Source organism: candidate division KSB1 bacterium (genome assembly GCA_024655945.1).
Taxonomy (GTDB): domain Bacteria; phylum Zhuqueibacterota; class Zhuqueibacteria; order JANLFK01; family Oleimicrobiaceae; genus Oleimicrobium.
The window spans coordinates 52,876-70,373 of record JANLFK010000010.1; the positions used below are offsets into that span (position 1 = coordinate 52,876).

Annotated in this window: 13 protein-coding genes and 2 pseudogenes; 2 read left to right on the forward strand and 13 right to left on the reverse strand. The window is 61.4% G+C overall.

From position 1 onward, the window contains the following. Position 1 precedes the first annotated feature (1 nt). The 9 genes from NUW13_12070 to uvrB form a co-directional block, all read right to left on the reverse strand. A complete protein-coding gene (locus tag NUW13_12070) occupies positions 2-1,747 on the reverse strand; it encodes a sodium:solute symporter (protein MCR4439756.1) in 1,746 nt (581 codons plus the stop codon). Between the two features lie 791 nt (positions 1,748-2,538). Continuing rightward, positions 2,539-4,218: a glycerol-3-phosphate dehydrogenase/oxidase gene (locus tag NUW13_12075; protein ID MCR4439757.1), complete on the reverse strand. Its 1,680-nt coding sequence runs from the start codon at positions 4,216-4,218 to the stop codon at positions 2,539-2,541. A gap of 75 nt (positions 4,219-4,293) precedes the next feature. Beyond that, positions 4,294-5,505, reverse strand: coding sequence for a glycosyltransferase family 4 protein (locus NUW13_12080; protein ID MCR4439758.1), 1,212 nt, complete (start codon positions 5,503-5,505; stop codon positions 4,294-4,296). A 35-nt stretch (positions 5,506-5,540) separates the two neighbouring features. Next, entirely contained in the window at positions 5,541-6,551 is a 1,011-nt protein-coding gene (locus NUW13_12085) for a tetratricopeptide repeat protein (GenBank protein MCR4439759.1), read from the reverse strand. A 127-nt stretch (positions 6,552-6,678) separates the two neighbouring features. Then, positions 6,679-7,182, reverse strand: a complete 504-nt coding sequence (lptE, locus tag NUW13_12090) for an LPS assembly lipoprotein LptE (protein MCR4439760.1) — start codon at positions 7,180-7,182, stop codon at positions 6,679-6,681. After that, on the reverse strand, positions 7,172-8,329 hold the full coding sequence (locus tag NUW13_12095; protein ID MCR4439761.1) for a sigma-54 dependent transcriptional regulator: 1,158 nt from the start codon (positions 8,327-8,329) through the stop codon (positions 7,172-7,174). Before NUW13_12095 ends, lptE begins: the two co-directional genes overlap by 11 nt. A 3-nt stretch (positions 8,330-8,332) precedes the next feature. After that, entirely contained in the window at positions 8,333-9,259 is a 927-nt protein-coding gene (locus NUW13_12100) for an NAD-dependent epimerase/dehydratase family protein (GenBank protein MCR4439762.1), read from the reverse strand. Next, the gene (gene purD, locus NUW13_12105) at positions 9,259-10,560 is read right to left on the reverse strand and encodes a phosphoribosylamine--glycine ligase (GenBank protein MCR4439763.1); all 1,302 of its coding nucleotides are present in this window, start codon (positions 10,558-10,560) and stop codon (positions 9,259-9,261) included. The genes NUW13_12100 and purD overlap by 1 nt, the downstream gene beginning before the upstream one ends. Positions 10,561-10,604: 44 nt before the next feature. Continuing rightward, on the reverse strand, positions 10,605-12,629 hold the full coding sequence (gene uvrB / locus NUW13_12110; protein MCR4439764.1) for an excinuclease ABC subunit UvrB: 2,025 nt from the start codon (positions 12,627-12,629) through the stop codon (positions 10,605-10,607). Between the two features lie 230 nt (positions 12,630-12,859). On the opposite strand from uvrB, the pseudogene NUW13_12115 reads away from it, so the two are divergent. Beyond that, positions 12,860-13,069 (forward strand): annotated as a pseudogene (locus tag NUW13_12115) (integron integrase). Between the two features lie 46 nt (positions 13,070-13,115). Continuing rightward, positions 13,116-13,313, forward strand: a pseudogene (locus NUW13_12120) (tyrosine-type recombinase/integrase). A gap of 86 nt (positions 13,314-13,399) precedes the next feature. Here NUW13_12120 and NUW13_12125 read toward each other — a convergent pair. The 4 genes from NUW13_12125 to NUW13_12140 all read right to left on the reverse strand — a co-directional run bounded on the left by NUW13_12125 (position 13,400) and on the right by NUW13_12140 (position 17,484). Continuing rightward, positions 13,400-13,921, reverse strand: coding sequence for a transposase (locus tag NUW13_12125; GenBank protein MCR4439765.1), 522 nt, complete (start codon positions 13,919-13,921; stop codon positions 13,400-13,402). A gap of 996 nt (positions 13,922-14,917) precedes the next feature. After that, positions 14,918-16,075 (reverse strand): lamin tail domain-containing protein, encoded by a 1,158-nt coding sequence (locus NUW13_12130; GenBank protein MCR4439766.1) that lies wholly within the window; start codon positions 16,073-16,075, stop codon positions 14,918-14,920. Positions 16,076-16,147: 72 nt separating this feature from the next. Beyond that, a complete protein-coding gene (locus tag NUW13_12135) occupies positions 16,148-16,924 on the reverse strand; it encodes an SdiA-regulated domain-containing protein (GenBank protein MCR4439767.1) in 777 nt (258 codons plus the stop codon). Between the two features lie 44 nt (positions 16,925-16,968). Beyond that, positions 16,969-17,484, reverse strand: a complete 516-nt coding sequence (locus NUW13_12140) for a lamin tail domain-containing protein (GenBank protein MCR4439768.1) — start codon at positions 17,482-17,484, stop codon at positions 16,969-16,971. Positions 17,485-17,498 lie beyond the last annotated feature (14 nt).

The following is a 17,498-nucleotide window of genomic DNA, read 5'->3' on the forward strand; positions in this document are numbered from 1 at the left end:
CTTATCCTGAGAAATAGATGTATGCCATCACGATGAAAAGAACCAGCAGCACCGAGGCGACGACATCGCCCCTTGACCAACTGGCCCGGGAGGCGCGGCGCTGTTCGTCGGTGGTGGTCGCGAAAGTCAAGCCGGTCAGCCTCTCGTATGGCGGCTCCGCAGCCGTGTAGCTGGCTAAAATCATCACGCCGACGGTCACCAGGGTGATGAACAGGCTGTAATACTGGAAGTAGATGTGGTTGATAATCCACAGGAAAGAGCCTGGTGCATATTGCACGTGGAACAACTTCACTGGCGTGTCGACGGCCAATCTGAACAGCCCCAACGCGAATCCGGTGGTAAGGGCGGTGACACACCCCCTGGCGTTCATCCGCTTCCAGAACACTCCCATGAAAAAGACCACGAAGATGGGCGGGGCGAGGTAGGACTGCACACCCTGCAGGTAGTCGTACAGTCCTTTGCCACCGCGGATCACCGGAATCCACAACAGGCCGATGATGACCATGACGGTGGTCGCCATTCTCCCGATCCACACCAGGTGCCTTTGACTGGCGTCCGGGCGGCAACGGGAGTAGAAGTCAATGGTGAACAGAGTGGCAGAGGCATTGAACACACCGGCCAGGGAGCTCATCAGCGCTGCTAGTAGGCCGGCAACGACAATTCCTCTGGCCCCCGCGGGGAGCACATGAGCGACCAGCAGCGGGAAGGCTTTCTGGGCATTTTCGCGCACGATCTCCCCGTGTTCGCCAATCAACTGCGCCTGCAGGACAGCAATCTTGCCGCTCACCGCCAGCGCGTAGACAATCATGCCCGGAATGATGAAGATGAAAACTGGCAGGAGCTTGAAGAACCCGGCACAGATAGCGCCGCGACGGGCTTGCGTTTCGTTTGGCGCTCCCAGCGCCCTCTGCACGATGTACTGGTCGGTCGTCCAATACCACAGGCCAATAATGGGCGCGCAGAAGAGCATCCCTATCCAAGGATAGTTGTCGTTGAAGTACCAGGCCATGCGCCCGCCTTCCATCACCGGGGCCCAGGTGCCTTCCACCCCGCGGGGCACCAGCGGCTTCCAGAGATTGAACATCTCTGACCCTGCAACTGCGCGCAATGTCTCCCAGCCGCCCAGGGCATGCAGGCCAAAGAGGGTGACGAGAATGGAGCCAACCACCAAGACTATCGTTTGCAGCGCCTCCGTGTAGGCCACGGCGCGCAAGCCGCCGAGAATCGTGTAGATGCCGGTGAGCACGATGACCAGGATCGCACCGACCCAGAAACTGTCCATGCCCATGAAATGCACTTCGGGCAGGAGGACGCTGAACACGATACCTCCGGCGAAGATGCCGACGGCAATTTTCGTCAAGACGTAGGCGATCAGCGAAATTGCCGAAAGGATCGTCCGTGCTGAGGATGAGTAGCGCCGCTCCAAGAATTCGGGCATGGTAAAGACGCGGGAGCGCATGTAGAACGGCACCATTACCCAGGCCAGCACCAACAGGCACCAGGCGTGGAGCTCATAGTGCGCCATCGCCACCCCGTCAGTGGCGCCCGAACCAGCTAACCCGACCAGGTGCTCCGAGCCGATATTGGACGCGAAGATCGACGCCCCAACAATGAACCAGCCCAAGTGCCGCCCGGCCAAAAAGTACTCGGTGGAGGTGTTCTGCCTCTGCCTGATCACCCACCAGGCAATGCCCAGAACTATGGCGAAGTAGACGGCAATGATCAACCAGTCCAAGGTCTGTAGCATGTCCGTTCCCTCCGGGTTCCTTGTCTCTCAAAGCGCGGAATCATCCGGGGCAGTTTGCTTTCATCCGTCCCTGAAAGGGGGCACAAGAAGGCATCTCGCCTTCGGAGAGGCGCGTGCCTGCAGGCGGAGGCTAAGTCGCCGGCGTGGCCGCGTGCCTGTGCGGGCAGGCACACCCTCTGTCGAAAGGGGTGCCGACGCAAGATCTCTGCTCTTTGCTGCTCTGGGTGCGGGCGGAGTCGGCAGGAAATGAAGAGGATTTGCACTGGCTGCCACGCGCTTCTGCCACGCCTCAGGCATGCGGAAGCGGTGAGGCATGGGGCGCCACCGCCCGAGGCGGAGCAAGGGCTTGACCGGCGCGACGGTAACGGCGTGCGATGAGGCTCCCGTGTCCTGCGTCATATGCCCTCGTGTGCGCGAGGATGAGGTGCGTCAACAATGACGCAGGAATTTTACCAAATCCACAGGACAATGTCAAGCTGTTTTTGGCTGAGCTGCCAGGGGTACTAAAGGGCTGTGACGGAGCACGGGTGATTCCGCCCATTGCCAGAGGCGCCCAGAAGCATGGGGACTCCGTTCGCGGCACGCTCACGGCGCACAATCAGCAGGGGCTCGCACCTTCCGTGGACCCGAAAGGCGCAGTTGGTAGGCGCTTCGCTCCTGGTGCAAGTCGGCGCTGTCGTCCGCCGGTCCGCTCTCGACTTCTCCATCTGAAGCTGCTCGAAAGGCCACCTGGCGCCTCACGCGCTCGCGGCAGGCGAGTGTCCCTCGGGTCTCGGCGGTTCCTTCGCCGCCTAAGGGACCGCATGCGGCATGGGGTAGCCGCGCTTCATGTCCTCGACCTCTCTCTCGGCACGCCTTGCCGGCCAGCCTAACTCTTTCGCCATGAGCCGGGCACAGCCCTTCACGGCCTCATCGCCAGGGTACTCGGCGCTGCCCAACTCGGTGCGGCGCAGCACCGCATCCGACAGCTTACAGGCCATCTCCTCCCTGGCGGCGTGCACGACCTCCGCGCCGAGCACCTGCGAGCCGGGAAAAGGCGAAAGCAGCTCGGCGCTCTCCTGCCCATAGGCGAGGAGGCGGGCACAGTCGGAGCCGTAGTTCATTACCAGGTGACGCACCAAAGAAGGACTCAGCCCGCCAGAGGCATGCGCAACTGCGTCCTCAAGAAAGGAGGAGAAGCGGGGAATGTGCCCGCCCACGAGGGGCGTGGTGCGGGAGCGACCCCCATCCTTTGCCTTCCCGAGCTTTTTCGCGGCGAGGTTCACTGTCTTTTCTGCCACATCGCGCGCGGTGGTGTACTTGACGCCGATGACGGTGAGCAGCCCTTCCGGACCGCCCAGACGCGCGTGGTCGACGAGGCGATAGTGCTTGGTGAGCTGCACCTCGCCCGTCTTGCCAGTGACGCCGTCCATCGGCAGGAAGCCCTTGTGCACAAAAACGATGTCGTCTCTGCTGATCGCGCCCCCCGGATAAGCGCTGTTGACCTCCGTGAGGAATTGCTCTAGCTCCTGCTCGGTCGCTTGCAAGCGGACTTTGCCGTCCAGGTAAGGGCGGTGGAAAGTACCGATGATGGTGTAGCCCCGCCAGGGCGCCATGAACAGCACGTGCCGACCGGCATGGGTACGGCCGCCTGGCGTTGGATAGGTGAAGTTGCCGTACACCCCGGCCGCATAGCCGTTGAGCAGCCGCTTGCGCACGATGATGTTCATGGCGGTGGAAAGCTGAAATGGCACGGGTGGCAATCCGCTCGCGGCAAGAAGTTCATTTGCCCACCCACCAGCGGCGTTGACCACCAGCCTGGCGCGCACGTCGAGTGTGTCGCCGGACAGCACGTCGCGGGCATGCACCCCCCTCACCACTCCTTTGTCTGAGGCCAGCCACACCGCTTCCACATAATTGGCCAGCTGGGCCCCTTGGCTGGCCGCCGAGAGCAGGAAAGCCAAAGTCATCCGCTCCGAGTTGTACATTTGTGCGTCCGTCCAGCAGGCGCCACCGGTCACCCCTGCGGGGTCGATCCCTGGGAGAAGCTCGAGAACCTGCTTGCGCGAGATGACCCGGCCGGCGGGAATCCATTTGTCGGGGTCGGCTAAACGATTGCGGTCAAAACTGAAGAGGTCATTGGCCAGCAGGCCGAGACGCATGACCTCCTTACCTTTCATCAAATGGCCATAGGTGGGCATGACGCACGGCAGCGGGTGGACTAAATGCGGAGCAATGGCCAGAAGGATGCAGCGCTCCCGCACTGACTCCCGCACGCGCTTGATGTCCAGGTGCTGGAGGTAGCGCAGCCCGCCGTGGATGATTTTCAGGCTGCTCGCAGAGGTGCCGGAGGCAAAGTCGCCGCGCTCGACGAGGGCCACCGACAGGCCGCGCAGCGCGGCTTCCCATGCCACCGTCGCGCCGTAGATACCCCCGCCGATAATCAGTATGTCGAATTCAGTCGCTGCTAAAGCGTTCAGGTCCCTTTTCATGCAGTTGTGCGTCTCCTGGCAACTTCGGAAATGGTAAACAATGGCGAAGGAGTGGATAGCAGCCGCTGGCTCTGCTCATGAGTCAGTCTTTTCCCGCGGCTGCTTCGGGCGCCTGTCGATGACCTGCTCCACGAGCGCCCGCAGCTTGGCGCGGTAGACTACGGGGCTGTACCTCTCCTCGGCTAACCGTTGAGCAGCGGCCACCAGCCGCCGCGCCAGCGCAGGGTCAACCAGTATGCGCACAATCCCTTGCGCCAGCGCCGATGGCTCGATGCCGGTGAGCACGGCGACCTCGCGGCTCAGCACCTGCGTGTGCGTGATGTGGTCGGTTGCTACGATGGGCACACCGGAGCGGAGATACGAGTAGATTTTCAGCGGCGTATTGGTGCCCTCAAATCGAGGACTGACCAACACGTGGGCCACTCCGTAAAAGTCCTTGATGCGCTCCGGTGCCACCGCCCCCACAAAGACGCAGGAGTCGGCCACCCCTTGCTGCTCCGCCAAATGCCGATAGTACGCCACCTGGTCTGACCTGCCCCCCACGAGCAAGAAGATCGCCCTTGGCTCTTGTCGAATCACCTCGGGGGCCGCGCGAATAAGAAGGTCGATGCCCTGGTAAGGCTCGAAGGTGCCGGTGTAGAGCACCACCTTGTGGCCCTGCAGGTGATATCGCTCGCGGAGGGTCTCGGGGGTGAGCGGACGAGCGCCCGGCGGAGGGTCCAACTCCAGCACGTTTTCAATGACTGTGATCGGCGTGTGCGGGGCGATGCTCTTGGCGTGGGCCGCTAATTCCGGACAGATGGCAATCACGCCGTCGGCGTTGCGAAGGGTCTTCTTCTCCGCCCAGCGGAACAGGCCCAAAGCCAGCCCGGAGGTGGTGAACTTGAAGTTGAGCAGCTGCTGCGGCAGGCTGGAGTGCATGTCGTACAGGTGGGGAATTCCCCGCCAGCGTGCCAGCACCGCGCCCCAAAAGCAAGCTTCTTCGTGGGTATGGATGAGGTCATAGCGCCTGCGCAGCAGCATCCGCACCGAATAGGGGATCATCCACACCATGTCCAGGAACAGCTTCTCCCTGGATGGCCCCACGCGCGCCTCGCGAATGCACGGCAGTCGCGGGATGCGCACGATGCGCACGTTGGGGTAGGAGATGTCACGTCCAAAAGGGTAAGTGAGGAGGTCAACCTGGTGCCCCATGTACGCCAAAGTGCGTAGTCGATGCAAGGAGCTAAAGGACGTCCCACGTGGTTCAAAGAAGGGCTGGGGCAAAAGCATCAGGATTCTCGCCACACACACCTCACTTCCCATGCTGATGCATAGAGGGACTACAAAGGTTCTTCTTGCTCCCTGCCGGTGGATTCTTCCAGTTTGCGCTGGAGCTCTTCGATCCGCTGCCGGAAACGGGGGTTGTCTGGATGTTTGCGCGCCAGGATGGTGAACACGCTCATGGCCTTTGCGTATTGCCCTTGCGCGGCGTAGATCTCCCCCAAAGTCGGGGTGACCATGCGCTCCTCCTCTGCTTTCGGAGCCTCACGGGCGGGCTCCGCCACTGGTTTAGGCGCCTCAGGCTGCGGTGGCGGCGGGGCTGTCTCCTCTTGGGCCTCGAACAGTTCCTCGGCCAACGGCTCTGCTTCCTCCTCGACGGGAGGCGGCGGTGGAGGTGGAGCGGGCACCGGAGCCGTTTCCACCGGTCCTGGCTCCGGCTCCGGCCAGAAGATGTCCTGCAAGTCTGCAGTCGGCCCAGGAGTCTGCTCTTCATTTTCTATGGTTGGTGCCGCGCCTTCCTCCTCGCTAAAGATGTCGTCAAGAATGTACGAGAAGCGGTCCTCGACAGCTTCGGCGAGTGCAGGTTCTGCCGCCGCCTCTCCTGCCACAGCCCTGGGCGGAGAAGGGGCCTCCTCAGGCGGGGGCGCCAACCGCTGCTGGCGCAAGGCGTTCAGCATAGCCCGCACGTCCTCGTTCAGCGCATCTATGGCCAGCAGTTCACTGTAGCTGCGCTCGGCGGCTTCCTCCTTTCCTAAGCTCTTTTGCAGATCGCCGTAATACTTCCAGCCCAGGGGATGGCGCGGGTCCAGGTCCAGGAGCGACTTTAGCGTGTGCAGGGCCTTGGTGTGCTCACCCTGCGCCAGCAAAGCCTTGGCCAGCACTATCTTGCCTGTCACGTAGCGAGGGTGGTGCCTCAGCCCTTGTTCGCACAGCTCCACCGCCTTGTCCGGGCGGCCTATGGCAATGTACGCGTCCGCCAGACGAGCAAAGCGCATAGAGTCCGGATGGCGGGCCAGTACCGGCTCCAGCTCGCGAATGATGTCTTGCGCAATGTGCGAAGGTGTGGTCATCTCCAATCCCCACGTTCACTGTTGCTCCCCACAGCAGCGGCAGTGCCGCATTCGCGTCCCGTGGCACGCCGCGCCCTTTCTATACGGCAGAACCGGTGCATGTGCTGACAGTTTGTTCGAGCATGCCCTACCATCCGGACACCGTGCGGTTGAGGATCTCGGTGACCAGCCTGCGGATTGCCTCGTTGATCCCTTCCTGCCGAGCGCTGGTGCCGCCGGCCTTAGGGTCGTAGGCGCCCCACTGCGTGAGGCGGTCTTTCCAGACCTCCTGGCTCTTCTTCAGATCGAAGTAGCGGACGTCCACGGTGATATAGACCTTGAGTTCCTGCACCATCTCCTGCTTGTCATAAGGTCCGGCACGGTCATCCACCGACACGATGACACCTTCAAGCACAGAGTCGGCGCTGTGCCGCTCGGCGATGCGCAGCGTGTTGTCGCGGGTGAACTCCTGCACCAGCGCCTCGGTGAGCTGCTCGCGGATGCCAAACTCGGCGGTGCGGTCGTCAAACACCGGGATAGCCACCGTCTTGATGTGCGAGGCGCTCCCCGGCGAGAATGAATAGTAGCCACACGAGCACAGCAACGAGGTGGCCGACAAGAGCAAGACGAGGCGTAAAGGTCTACAGGCCATACTGCTTGATCTTCCGGTAGATGGTGCGCTCCGAAATGCCCAAGAGTTTGGCCGCCTGGCGGCGGTTGTTGTTGGCCGCCTGCAGCGCCTTGCGAATGGCCTCGCGCTCGCTGTCGCGCAGCGCGTGTACAGGAGCTTCGCGCGGCTCGTCCACGGCGACGTCCACCACTGGCTCTGGCTGTGTCGCCCGCCACGGCATCAGGCCACGGGGGGCGATCAGACCGTCGTAGATGAGGCGGCGCAGCTCGGCAATCTCATCGCGCAGTTCCAACAAGGCGCGGTAGATGAACTCGCGCTCTACCTGCTCCACCGTCTTGCCCACGCGCACCGGCAGGCTGCGCTCGCCTTCGCTTGCCGGCCGCAGATGGCGGGCAAGCACGCGCTCATCGATCCTCTTGCCTTTTTCCAGGACAATGATGCTCTCCACCAGGTTCTTGAGCTGGCGGACGTTTCCCGGCCAGGTGTAGTTCTCCAGCAGGTGGTAAGCCGACTCGGTAAAGCCTTCGAACTCGATATGGTTCTCGCGGCAGAAGCGCCGCGCAAAGAGGTCTACCAGCGGACGAATGTCCTCGCGTCGCTCGCGCAAAGGCGGCACCTGAATGGTAACGGCGTTAAGGCGGAACAAGAGGTCCTGCCTGAAGGTGCCCTTCTTGACCTCTGCCTCTAACTCCTTGTTGGTGGCCGCGATCACGCGCACGTCGACGCGCACCGTGGTACTGCCCCCGACGCGCATGAACTCCTTGTACTCCAACACGCGCAGAATCTTGACCTGGGTCGCCAGCGGCATCTCGCCGATTTCGTCAAGGAAGATGGTGCCGGCGTCGGCAATTTCAAAGTACCCCTTTCTCGTGCCGATGGCGCCGGTGAACGAACCCTTCTCGTGCCCAAAGAGCTCTGACTCCAATATGCCCTCGGGGATTGCCCCGCAGTTGACCACCACCAGCGGGCGTTCTCTGCGCAGGCTGCCGGCATGGATGGCTTTGGCAATGAGCTCCTTGCCAGTGCCGCTTTCACCGGTAATGAGCACCGAGATGTCGGTGGGGGCCACCTGCTCCACCGCGCGCAGGACACGCTGCATCGCCTCAGAGGTGGCGATAAAGCCTTCCTCTTGCAGCCAGCTGGTGGTCTTCTGCGGTTGGTCGCTCACGGGTCACCCCTCTGCCTGCGCCCGGAACCACGCCACCGTCCGCGCCAGTCCATCGTCCAGGCTGACCTCTGGCTCCCAGCCCAAGATCACCTTTGCCTTGGCGACATTGAGCACGCTGCGTCGTTGTTCCCCCTCTTTCGGGGCATCGTGCACCTCCTTTTGCCGCGCCCCACACAGCGCATTGAGCTTGGCGAAAATGGTGTTGACGTCGGTCTCGATGCCGGTGCCAATGTTCACGTAACTGTTTGCCGAACTCCGCAAAGCGAGCAGGTTGGCGCGCACCACATCGCCCACGTACACATAGTCCCGCGTCTGTTTGCCGTCTCCATGGATGACCGCTTCCTTGCCGGCCAGCAGGCGGCTGGTGAAGATGGCGACTACCCCTGCTTCGCCAAAGGGGTTCTGGCGCGGCCCGTACACGTTGGCATACCTGAGGATGCAGTAGCGCATGCCATAGGTGGTGGCGTAGAAGTGGATGTACTTCTCGCAGGCCAATTTAGTGATGCCGTAGGGACAAGCCGGCCAGGTGGGATGCTCTTCGTCCGCAGGGAAGGTCTGCTGCTCGCCGTAGACGGCCCCCCCGGTGGAAGCGAAGATGAAAGCCCGCACGCCGTGCCGCTTGCAACTCTGCAGGAGGTTGATGGTGCCCAACACGTTCACCTGCGCGTCGTAGATGGGGTCATCTACCGAGCGGCGCACGTCCATTTGCGCCGCGTGGTGGTTCACCAGGTCGAAGTGCCCTTCTGCGAAAACGGCGCCAAGCTGCGCTTCCCGAATGTCCACTTGCCAGAAGCGCGCCTTCGGGTTGATGTTCTCGCGGCGCCCAGTGGAGAGGTTGTCCACCACGGTGACCTCATGTCCCTCAGCAATGTACGCATCAACTACGTGACTGCCGATGAAACCTGCGCCTCCGGTTACCAGTATCCTCATCAATCGTGTCCCTTTCCCAGCTGTCTGCGTCGCAGGTGTTCCAAAGCGCGTGCCCCAATATCCTTGCGGTAGTAGGCGCCATCAAAAGTTATCTGCTTGACTGCCGCGTAAGCGTCGCGGATGGCCTGGGGGATGCTGTCGCTCACGGCCGTGACGCCTAACACGCGGCCGCCGTCAGTGACCACCTGGCCGTTGTTCCTCTTCGTGCCGGCATGGAAGAGGAGCACGTTGTCCGGAAACTCGTGGTCCAGGCCGGAGATAGGCTTGCCTTTGTCATAGGCACCTGGGTACCCTGCGGAGGCGACAACCACGCACACGGCCGCAGCCTTGTTTTGGGCAAAGGTCTCTTTTGCCAGCGTCCCCTCGATCGTTGCATTCATGAGCGCCGCCAAGTCGCCTTCCAGAAGCGGCAGCACGGCCTGCGTCTCCGGGTCACCGAACCGGCAGTTGTACTCCACCAAACGTGGCCCCGCAGCGGTGAGCATGAGCCCCAAGTAGAGGACACCGCCGTAGGGGTGACCTTCCTGTCGCATTCCCTGGATGGTCGGCCGCACCAGCTCCTCTTCGATGCGGCGGAGCTGCTTAGCATCCACCACCGGCGCGGGGGCATAGGCCCCCATGCCGCCGGTGTTGGGCCCCTGATCGCCGTCAAATATGCGCTTGTGGTCCTGGGCCGGAGCCAGGCAACGGTAGGTGTCGCCGTCTGTGAGCACGAGTAGCGAGGCCTCCTCCCCCTGGAGAAACTCCTCGATGACCACCACGTCGCCGGCCGGCCCAAAAGCCCGCTGCACCATGATGGTGTGCAAGGCTGCGCGCGCCTGCTCCAGCGTCTCGCAGACGATGGCCCCTTTGCCGGCAGCAAGGCCGTCCGCCTTTATCACTAAAGGCAAGGGGTGGCGTTCTATGTACTGCCAGGCGGTCTGTGGATCGCGGAAAATGGCAAAAGCTGCGGTAGGGATGCCATGGCGATGGGCAAATTCCTTGGCAAAGGCCTTGCTGCCCTCCAGAGCAGCTGCCGCAGCAGTCGGCCCGAAGATGCGCAGCCCCTTTTTCGCGAACTCGTCGACGATCCCCAGCACTAAGGGTGCCTCAGGTCCCACGACCGTAAGGGCGATGCGCTGCTTCTTGGCAAAGTCCAGCAGGCGGCGGATGTCCGTGGGGGCAATGTCCACGCATTCAGCTATCTGGGCGATGCCTGCATTGCCAGGCGCACAATAGAGCTTGCGCACCTGGGGGCTCTGCGCGAGCTTCCAGACCAAGGCGTGCTCTCTTCCTCCACCGCCGACCACCAGTACCTTCATCTTCCTCTTCCGTTTGACCGCAATGGAATGATATCCCCAGGTGCTTAGAATTGCACTTTGAGCTTCCTGCTCCTCCCCTGCAGCGCGTCGATCTGGTCGCGCAGTTCGGCCGCCCGTTCGAATTCCAAGCGTCGGGCGGCTTCCATCATCTCCGCCTCCAGCTGCGCGATGAGTTGCTCGCGCTCCACGGGAGTCATCCGTCGCCAGCGCGCCGCCAGCGATTGCGTGCGCTCGGCAGCGCGCGCCCACTTGCTCCCTTTGGCGTCGGCCACGCGTGTGGCCCCGAGCACGTCTTCAACTGACTTGTAGATTGTCGTCGGGGTGATGCCGTGCTCTTCGTTGTACTGCTGCTGCATGAGGCGGCGACGGTTTGTCTCCTCAATGGCCCGCTGCATGGAGGAAGTCATCTGGTCGGCGTAGAAGATGACTCTGCCGGCGGCGTTGCGCGCGGCCCTGCCCGCCACTTGAATGAGCGAGCGCTCAGAGCGCAGGAAGCCCTCCTTGTCGGCGTCCAGCACCGCGATGAGACTGACCTCCGGCAAATCCAGCCCCTCGCGCAGCAGGTTGATGCCCACCAGCACATCGAACTCTGCCAGGCGAAGGTCGCGCAGGATCTCCACCCGATCTAAAGCGTCGATCTCCGAATGCAAGTAGCGCACGCGAATGTCCAGGCCAGCCAAGTAGTCGGTGAGGTCCTCGGCCATGCGCTTGGTCAGCGTGGTGACCAACGTGCGCTCGTTGCGCGCTACCCGCTCGCGAATCTCTTTGACCAAGTCGTCGATCTGCCCCTTGATGGGCTTGACCACGATCTCCGGGTCCACCAGCCCCGTGGGGCGGATAATCTGCTCGACCACCACCCCCTGGCACTTTTCGAGTTCATACTCCGCAGGGGTGGCCGAAACGAACACCGCCTGGTTGAGAAGCGACTCGAACTCGTCAAAGCGCAGCGGGCGGTTGTCCAAAGCCGAGGGCAGACGGAATCCATACTCCACCAGGGTCTCCTTGCGCGATCGGTCCCCGTGGTACATGCCCTGGATCTGCGGAATGGTCACGTGCGACTCGTCGATGAAAACGATAAAGTCCTTGGGGAAATAGTCCAAAAGGGTGTACGGCCGTTCGCCAGGCCCCCTGCCGGAGAGGTGGCGCGAATAGTTCTCGATGCCTGGACAGTAGCCCAGTTCCCGCAACATCTCCAAGTCATAACGGGTGCGCATTTCCAGGCGCTGTGCCTCCAAGAGCTTGTCGTGCGCCCGAAAGTACTCCAGCCGCTCCTGGAGCTCGGCCTCGATGCTTTTGATCGCCTGCTCCAACTTCGGGAAAGTGGTCACATAATGCTTGGCGGGATAAATAGCCGTGCGCTCCAGTTCCGCCTTGATTTCGCCCGTGAGCACATCCACGCCGTAGATGGCCTCGATTTCGTCGCCGAACATCTCGATGCGCAGCGCGTCTTCCTCGTAGGCGGGGATGAGCTCCACCACGTCCCCTCGCACGCGAAAGGTGCCCCGACTGAAGGCGATATCGTTGCGTGTATAATGGATGTCCACCAGCCGAGAAAGGAGCTCGTCGCGGTCGATTCTTTGGCCGCGCTCCACAAAGACCAGCAACGCCTGCCAGTCCTCCGGACTCCCCAGGCCGTAGATACAGGAGACCGAGGCGACGATGATGACATCGCGCCGGGACAGGAGCGAGCTGGTGGCTTTCAGGCGGAGGCGGTCGATCTCCTCGTTGATGGAGGTGTCCTTCTCGATGTAGGTGTCCGTCTGCGGCACGTAGGCTTCCGGCTGGTAGTAGTCGTAATAGCTGATGAAATACTCGACGGCGTCGTGCGGGAAGAAGCCCTTGAATTCGCCGTAGAGCTGGGCAGCCAGGGTCTTGTTGTGGGAGATGACCAGGGTGGGTCGATCCACGTTGGCGATGACGTGCGCCATGGTAAAAGTCTTGCCGCTGCCGGTGACCCCCAGCAGAGTCTGGAAGCGCTGGCCGCGCAGGATGCCCTCGGTCAGCTCGGCGATGGCCTTAGGCTGATCGCCCTTGGGTTCAAGGTCAGTCACTAATTCGAAGCGGCTCATGGTCTCACCCTCTGTCATCTTTCCGGTTAAATATACCCTACTTCTGCCAAAATGTCAAGCCGAAAAAGGGGGATGCCGTGGAGCCAGCCGTCGCCCGTGCGGGGCGAAGGGGGCCAGTGGATTCGGCCTGAACTCCTCCAGACAATGGTAACAAAACGCCTGACAGTCGGTCATGGGTTTATTATATTGCCTGCCACAGGTTATCGTACGTCGCCGCCGGGACGAGTACCATGCAACCGTTGGCCCCACAAGCGCCCGGCTTGGCTGCTGGCAGCCGTGCAAGGCTCCTCGACGAACTGCGTAGCGCCTCTTCGCCCCGCCACTACTCTCGCCGGACGGAGCAGGCACACAGAATGTGGGTCAAGCGGTTCAGCTTTTTCCACCACGTGCCTCATCCGGCGGAGATGGCGGAACCAGAGACCAACGCCTTTCGCACCCAATTGGCGGTCGACGAGAAGGTCAGCGCCTCGAGGCAGAACCAAGTTCTTTCGGCCCTCCTTTGCCACTCACTTGTTCGAAAGCGGTTGCGATGTCGGTACGGTGCAAGCACTTCTTGGTTATGGCCACATCAAGGTTACGATGGTCTATGCCCATGTGCTCAATCGTGGGCCGGGGGGTGTGCAGGTGCCCAGTGGCTGCAGTTTGGGACGATTGCAAATGGGCGTATTATGCCGATGGCTATGAAATGACATATGAAGCCCTAGAGGAAGAGGAAGCGATCTAGAGCAAAGGGGAATTGGACAAGGGATCCTAGAGTTTGTTATTGCTCCTCACGCGAATCTGTGCACGAATGTGGGCATCTTGAGGCCACCGAGACAGTGGAGCAACAGGGTAGAAAAGAACACTGGGGATCGATAGCCCCCTGCCCTCATGCTGATCGCCTTGGCACTGGCATTCATTGCCTCCACAAGGCCGTTGTCAATGGGAAGCTCAAAGTGAGCCAGCACCCCATCGCGATGCCTCCTGAGCAGGGAGGCGAACTCTTGCATCGGGCGGAGTTGGGACTCCATCTGACCCGGCACGCTGGCCAAAAGGGTCCTCTTTATGAGGTCATAAACCTGCGTGTGATAGACATGTCGCCTCCTGCGGCTGATCTCATCAATGCCGACGATGAAGGCCTCTGTCTTGTCACGGCAGGACAGGCCATAGGCTACCACGCGCCTGACTGCCGCATAGACCGCCTGCCAGGAGACGCCAAACAGATGGGCCACTCTGCCCATGGCCAGCAACCGTGCCCATTCGGCCAGCGCCAAATGAGCGGCTACGACAGCGAGCTCTCCCCTTGCTTCCACGGGACAGACGGTCCCGCACCGGGTACATTCCCAATGTTGGCCGAGGACGAAATCAAGGTGAATGCTCAGACCCTTCCGGTCGTCAGTCGCGCTTGCGACAAGATAATTCTTGATTGTCAAAGTCCAGTTTACTACTCTTCGGCTCCTCTCTAGAATTTGTGCAGCATATGCGTGAGGTAACTACTTGAAAGGCATGAGAGATATTCGTAACTTTTGGGGCCTTTCACAGTACCCTGAGCTACGAAAAGGTCTCTCATGCCGATTGAAAAGCTGGTAAAGTAGACTTGGGGAATCAAGTATCATTTTGTCGCAAGCGTCACTGGTGACCTCAAGGCTCTGACCATACACATTGAGCTGACGCCCGGCCAGGATCGGGAAGGCTTCCGTTGCGGCAGCTGCCGGCCAGTGGTGGCTCACTCACCTCTAGACTCATGGCCTCACGAGGCGTGGCCAGCCCTCGTGAAACAACAAGGTCGAGCTGTCTACCCTGTGAACGGCCTTTCATGCCCTGCAGTGCCTGCACAAGCCCCGAACAACCCTAACGACATCACCACTTTGTGGCTCGACCTCTGCCTTTCTCCTCCGTGGCGCTGAAGCGATTTTTCCTGGCAGAATGCATGGGGCTCAGTTTCCGTCTGCCTGGTCTACCTCCCTGCTCCGCGGGAGGCTCCCACTGGCCTGGAAGCGACCTACAACCTGATACCTCGAGAACCATGAGGCGTTACCTGGAACCTATCAATGGTGCCCGCCGAGGCAAGTGATTTCACCAACCTCCGGGAGTTTAGTCGACAAGGTTCTGCTGCTAATACGGCTTTACCCAACGCCTGCCAAAGTCGCAGATGTCCCCCACTCGCGCGTGCGGCCACACGACGGGAAGGCAGACAAAGCTCGCCCGACTCGGTCCCTGAGCGCCAACAAAAAGGCCGCAGGCGGTTTTGCCCGCGGCCTTTCTCGAAACAGGGGGCCGTAGCACCAAGGGCAGGAGGGTGCCCTTTGCTACTTGAGAAGCACCATGCGACGCGTCCCCGTAAAGTCCCCGGCCTGCAGCCTGTACAGGTACACGCCAGAAGGGAGATCACTCCCATCTACCACGATCCGGTGACTCCCGGCGGCCAAAGGTGCGTCGACAACCTCTTTGACCTTCTGCCCGATCACATTGAGGATGACCATGCTGACGTGCGTGTTGTGGGGCAAGTAGAGCTCCACGTAGGTGGTCGGGTTGAAAGGATTGGGGTAGTTCTGGCTCAGATGATAGGTACCCAGTACGGCCGGCTGTTCAGCGACGCGCACCGGCGAGCCGTTGCTACTGCCCCGCGTGATGACCGACACCAGCTGCCAGGGCCCGCCATCAGGGACACGGCTGTACGATTGGGCGACGTCCATCGCGGGAAAGGCCACCGAGTCTATCACCACGCCGGCAGTGTCCTCAAGCCATACCCACTCACCGTTGCTTGACAAGCCAAAGTCGGCGGCGTCGCCAGTGTTGTCGGTGACGATGACAACGAACCCATTCGGCGGAAGCACCGTGCCTCCAGGGAAGAGTTTCTTCGGCTTGGTTCCTGCCTGGCCAGCGTTGTCGTAAATCTTGTAGCCGGAGATGTCCACGGTGTCCAGAGACGCGTTGTAGACTTCGATCCAGTCCGGGTCAGAGGTGGTTCCGCGGGAGTAAATCTCGTTCATCCGCAGGACGCCGTTGAGCGAGCCGCGCGTGACGCGCTTCAGTATTCGCCACCCGCCACCGTCCGGGTACCTGCCGTACGATTCCGCGGTGGCCAGCGCAGGGAAGGCCACCGTGTCGATCACCGCACCGGTCGCGTCCTCCAGCCATACGGTCTCGCCACTGCTGGAAAGACCGAAAGCGCTCGCCGTGCCGTCCTCAGTGACCACCACGTACACGCCTAGGGGTTGGAGCACGGTGCCGGCCGGAAACTCCTTCTTCGGCTTGGTGCCCGCCTTGCCTCCGTTGTCGAAGATCTTGAAACCGGCGATATCGACCGGCTGCGTGCCGGCATTGTAGAGCTCAATCCAATCGGGATTCTCGTTGGTGCCACGAGAGTACACCTCGTTGAGGAGAATCGTCGATTGCGCGTAAAGAGCTCCTGCCAACAGCCATGCGGCAACCACGAGCGCCGCACCGTAGCTAAGCTTTTTCATGTCCGCCTCCTTTGCATTACACTTTTTCTGTGAGCCAACTCCGCGCTGCAGCGTGCACGGAGCTGGGGCATCTTACGGCTTGTCAAAGACATAAAGCTTTGACTCGCCGTCCTGCACCACGTACAGGGTGCGCCCAACAACAGCGATCCCCTCCCCTTTGGAAAACGGTATGAACCACTCCCCCAGCAGCACGCCGTCCCGGCTGAACTTGCCGATTTTGAGCGACTCGTCGCTGATGATCCATAGGCAGTCTTCTGCCTCGTCGTAACAGACATCCGAAAGGTCGGCAAATGCCGTGATTTCGACGCGTGCCATTTCGGCCGGCCCGCGATACTGGAGCAGCATACGCGGGTCCTTTTCGTTCACCACGTACAGGTTGCCTGACTTGTCCAGAGTCACCCCTTCCAGAGCGTGATTCTCCGCAGTGGCCACGCGTACGGACAAGGAAAACAGTTCCGTTCCGTCCCAGCGCACGGCGGTAAGGAGCTGGGGGCACTCCTGAACAACATAGACCGTATCGCCATCGGCGGCGACTGCCACTCCCTCGAGGTCCACGCAGGTGGTCGGTATGCTTCTGATGACCCTGCCCGTGAGGTCTATTTCAAAGACCTCCGGCCGGTCATCGGATACCACTAGCAGCGAATTACTCACCTTGCGGTAACAGATGCCGGAGGCCTCCGCAATCGCCGGAGTGATGAAGTAGGTCGCCACCGGTTGCAACGTCGGCAGCTCAGCCTGCGGGAGCCCAATGGGTGCTTTGCGCGTGCACCCACCGAGCACCACGCCCGCGAGGAGCACCTGGACTGCAAGCCTCTTTGCCAACGCACCGGCTGACTGTAGAAAGCTCAATGCCGCCTCTCCGTCGCCAGTGGCCCTCCCTCGGCAGGATGCCGTCACGGCTGGTTTGGCCCGCCGCGGGTAATCGTGGCAAGCTGCCAGTTAGGACCGCCATCGGGTATCCGCGAGTACGACTGTGTGACGTCCATGGCTGGGAAGGCGACGTGGTCGACAACGGTGCCGGTGCTGTCCTCCAGCCACACTTCCTCACCGGCGCTGGACAGGCCAAAGTCCGAAGGATCGCCTGTGTTGTCGGTCACGACCACATAGAAACCACCAGCCGGAACGGTGACACCTTGGGGAATGGTCTTCTTGGGCTTGGCGCCGCCCTTTCCCCCGCTGTCGTAGATGCGGTACCCGCTGATATTCACCGCCGAGTCGAAGGGATTGAAAAGCTCAATCCAATCTGGGGCATCGGCGGTGCCACGGGAGTAGATTTCGTTCATCACCACATAGGTGGCCTCTGGCGGGGGAGGCTCGGGGCCTTGAATGGGCGGGGCCTCGCGCGAGCAGGCCAGAATGAGCAGGCCGGCCACGATCCCCACACTGATCGCTTTCATCTTTCTCAGCATCGCGCACCCTCCTT

Coding starts and splice junctions, on each gene's coding strand:
- NUW13_12070 (MCR4439756.1), bottom strand. CDS start 1,747: ATGCTACAGACCTTGGACTGGTTGATCATTGCCGTCTACTTCGCCATA.
- NUW13_12075 (MCR4439757.1), bottom strand. CDS start 4,218: ATGAAAAGGGACCTGAACGCTTTAGCAGCGACTGAATTCGACATACTG.
- NUW13_12085 (MCR4439759.1), bottom strand. CDS start 6,551: ATGACCACACCTTCGCACATTGCGCAAGACATCATTCGCGAGCTGGAG.
- lptE (MCR4439760.1), bottom strand. CDS start 7,182: ATGGCCTGTAGACCTTTACGCCTCGTCTTGCTCTTGTCGGCCACCTCG.
- NUW13_12100 (MCR4439762.1), bottom strand. CDS start 9,259: ATGAGGATACTGGTAACCGGAGGCGCAGGTTTCATCGGCAGTCACGTA.
- purD (MCR4439763.1), bottom strand. CDS start 10,560: ATGAAGGTACTGGTGGTCGGCGGTGGAGGAAGAGAGCACGCCTTGGTC.
- uvrB (MCR4439764.1), bottom strand. CDS start 12,629: ATGAGCCGCTTCGAATTAGTGACTGACCTTGAACCCAAGGGCGATCAG.
- NUW13_12130 (MCR4439766.1), bottom strand. CDS start 16,075: ATGAAAAAGCTTAGCTACGGTGCGGCGCTCGTGGTTGCCGCATGGCTG.
- NUW13_12140 (MCR4439768.1), bottom strand. CDS start 17,484: ATGCTGAGAAAGATGAAAGCGATCAGTGTGGGGATCGTGGCCGGCCTG.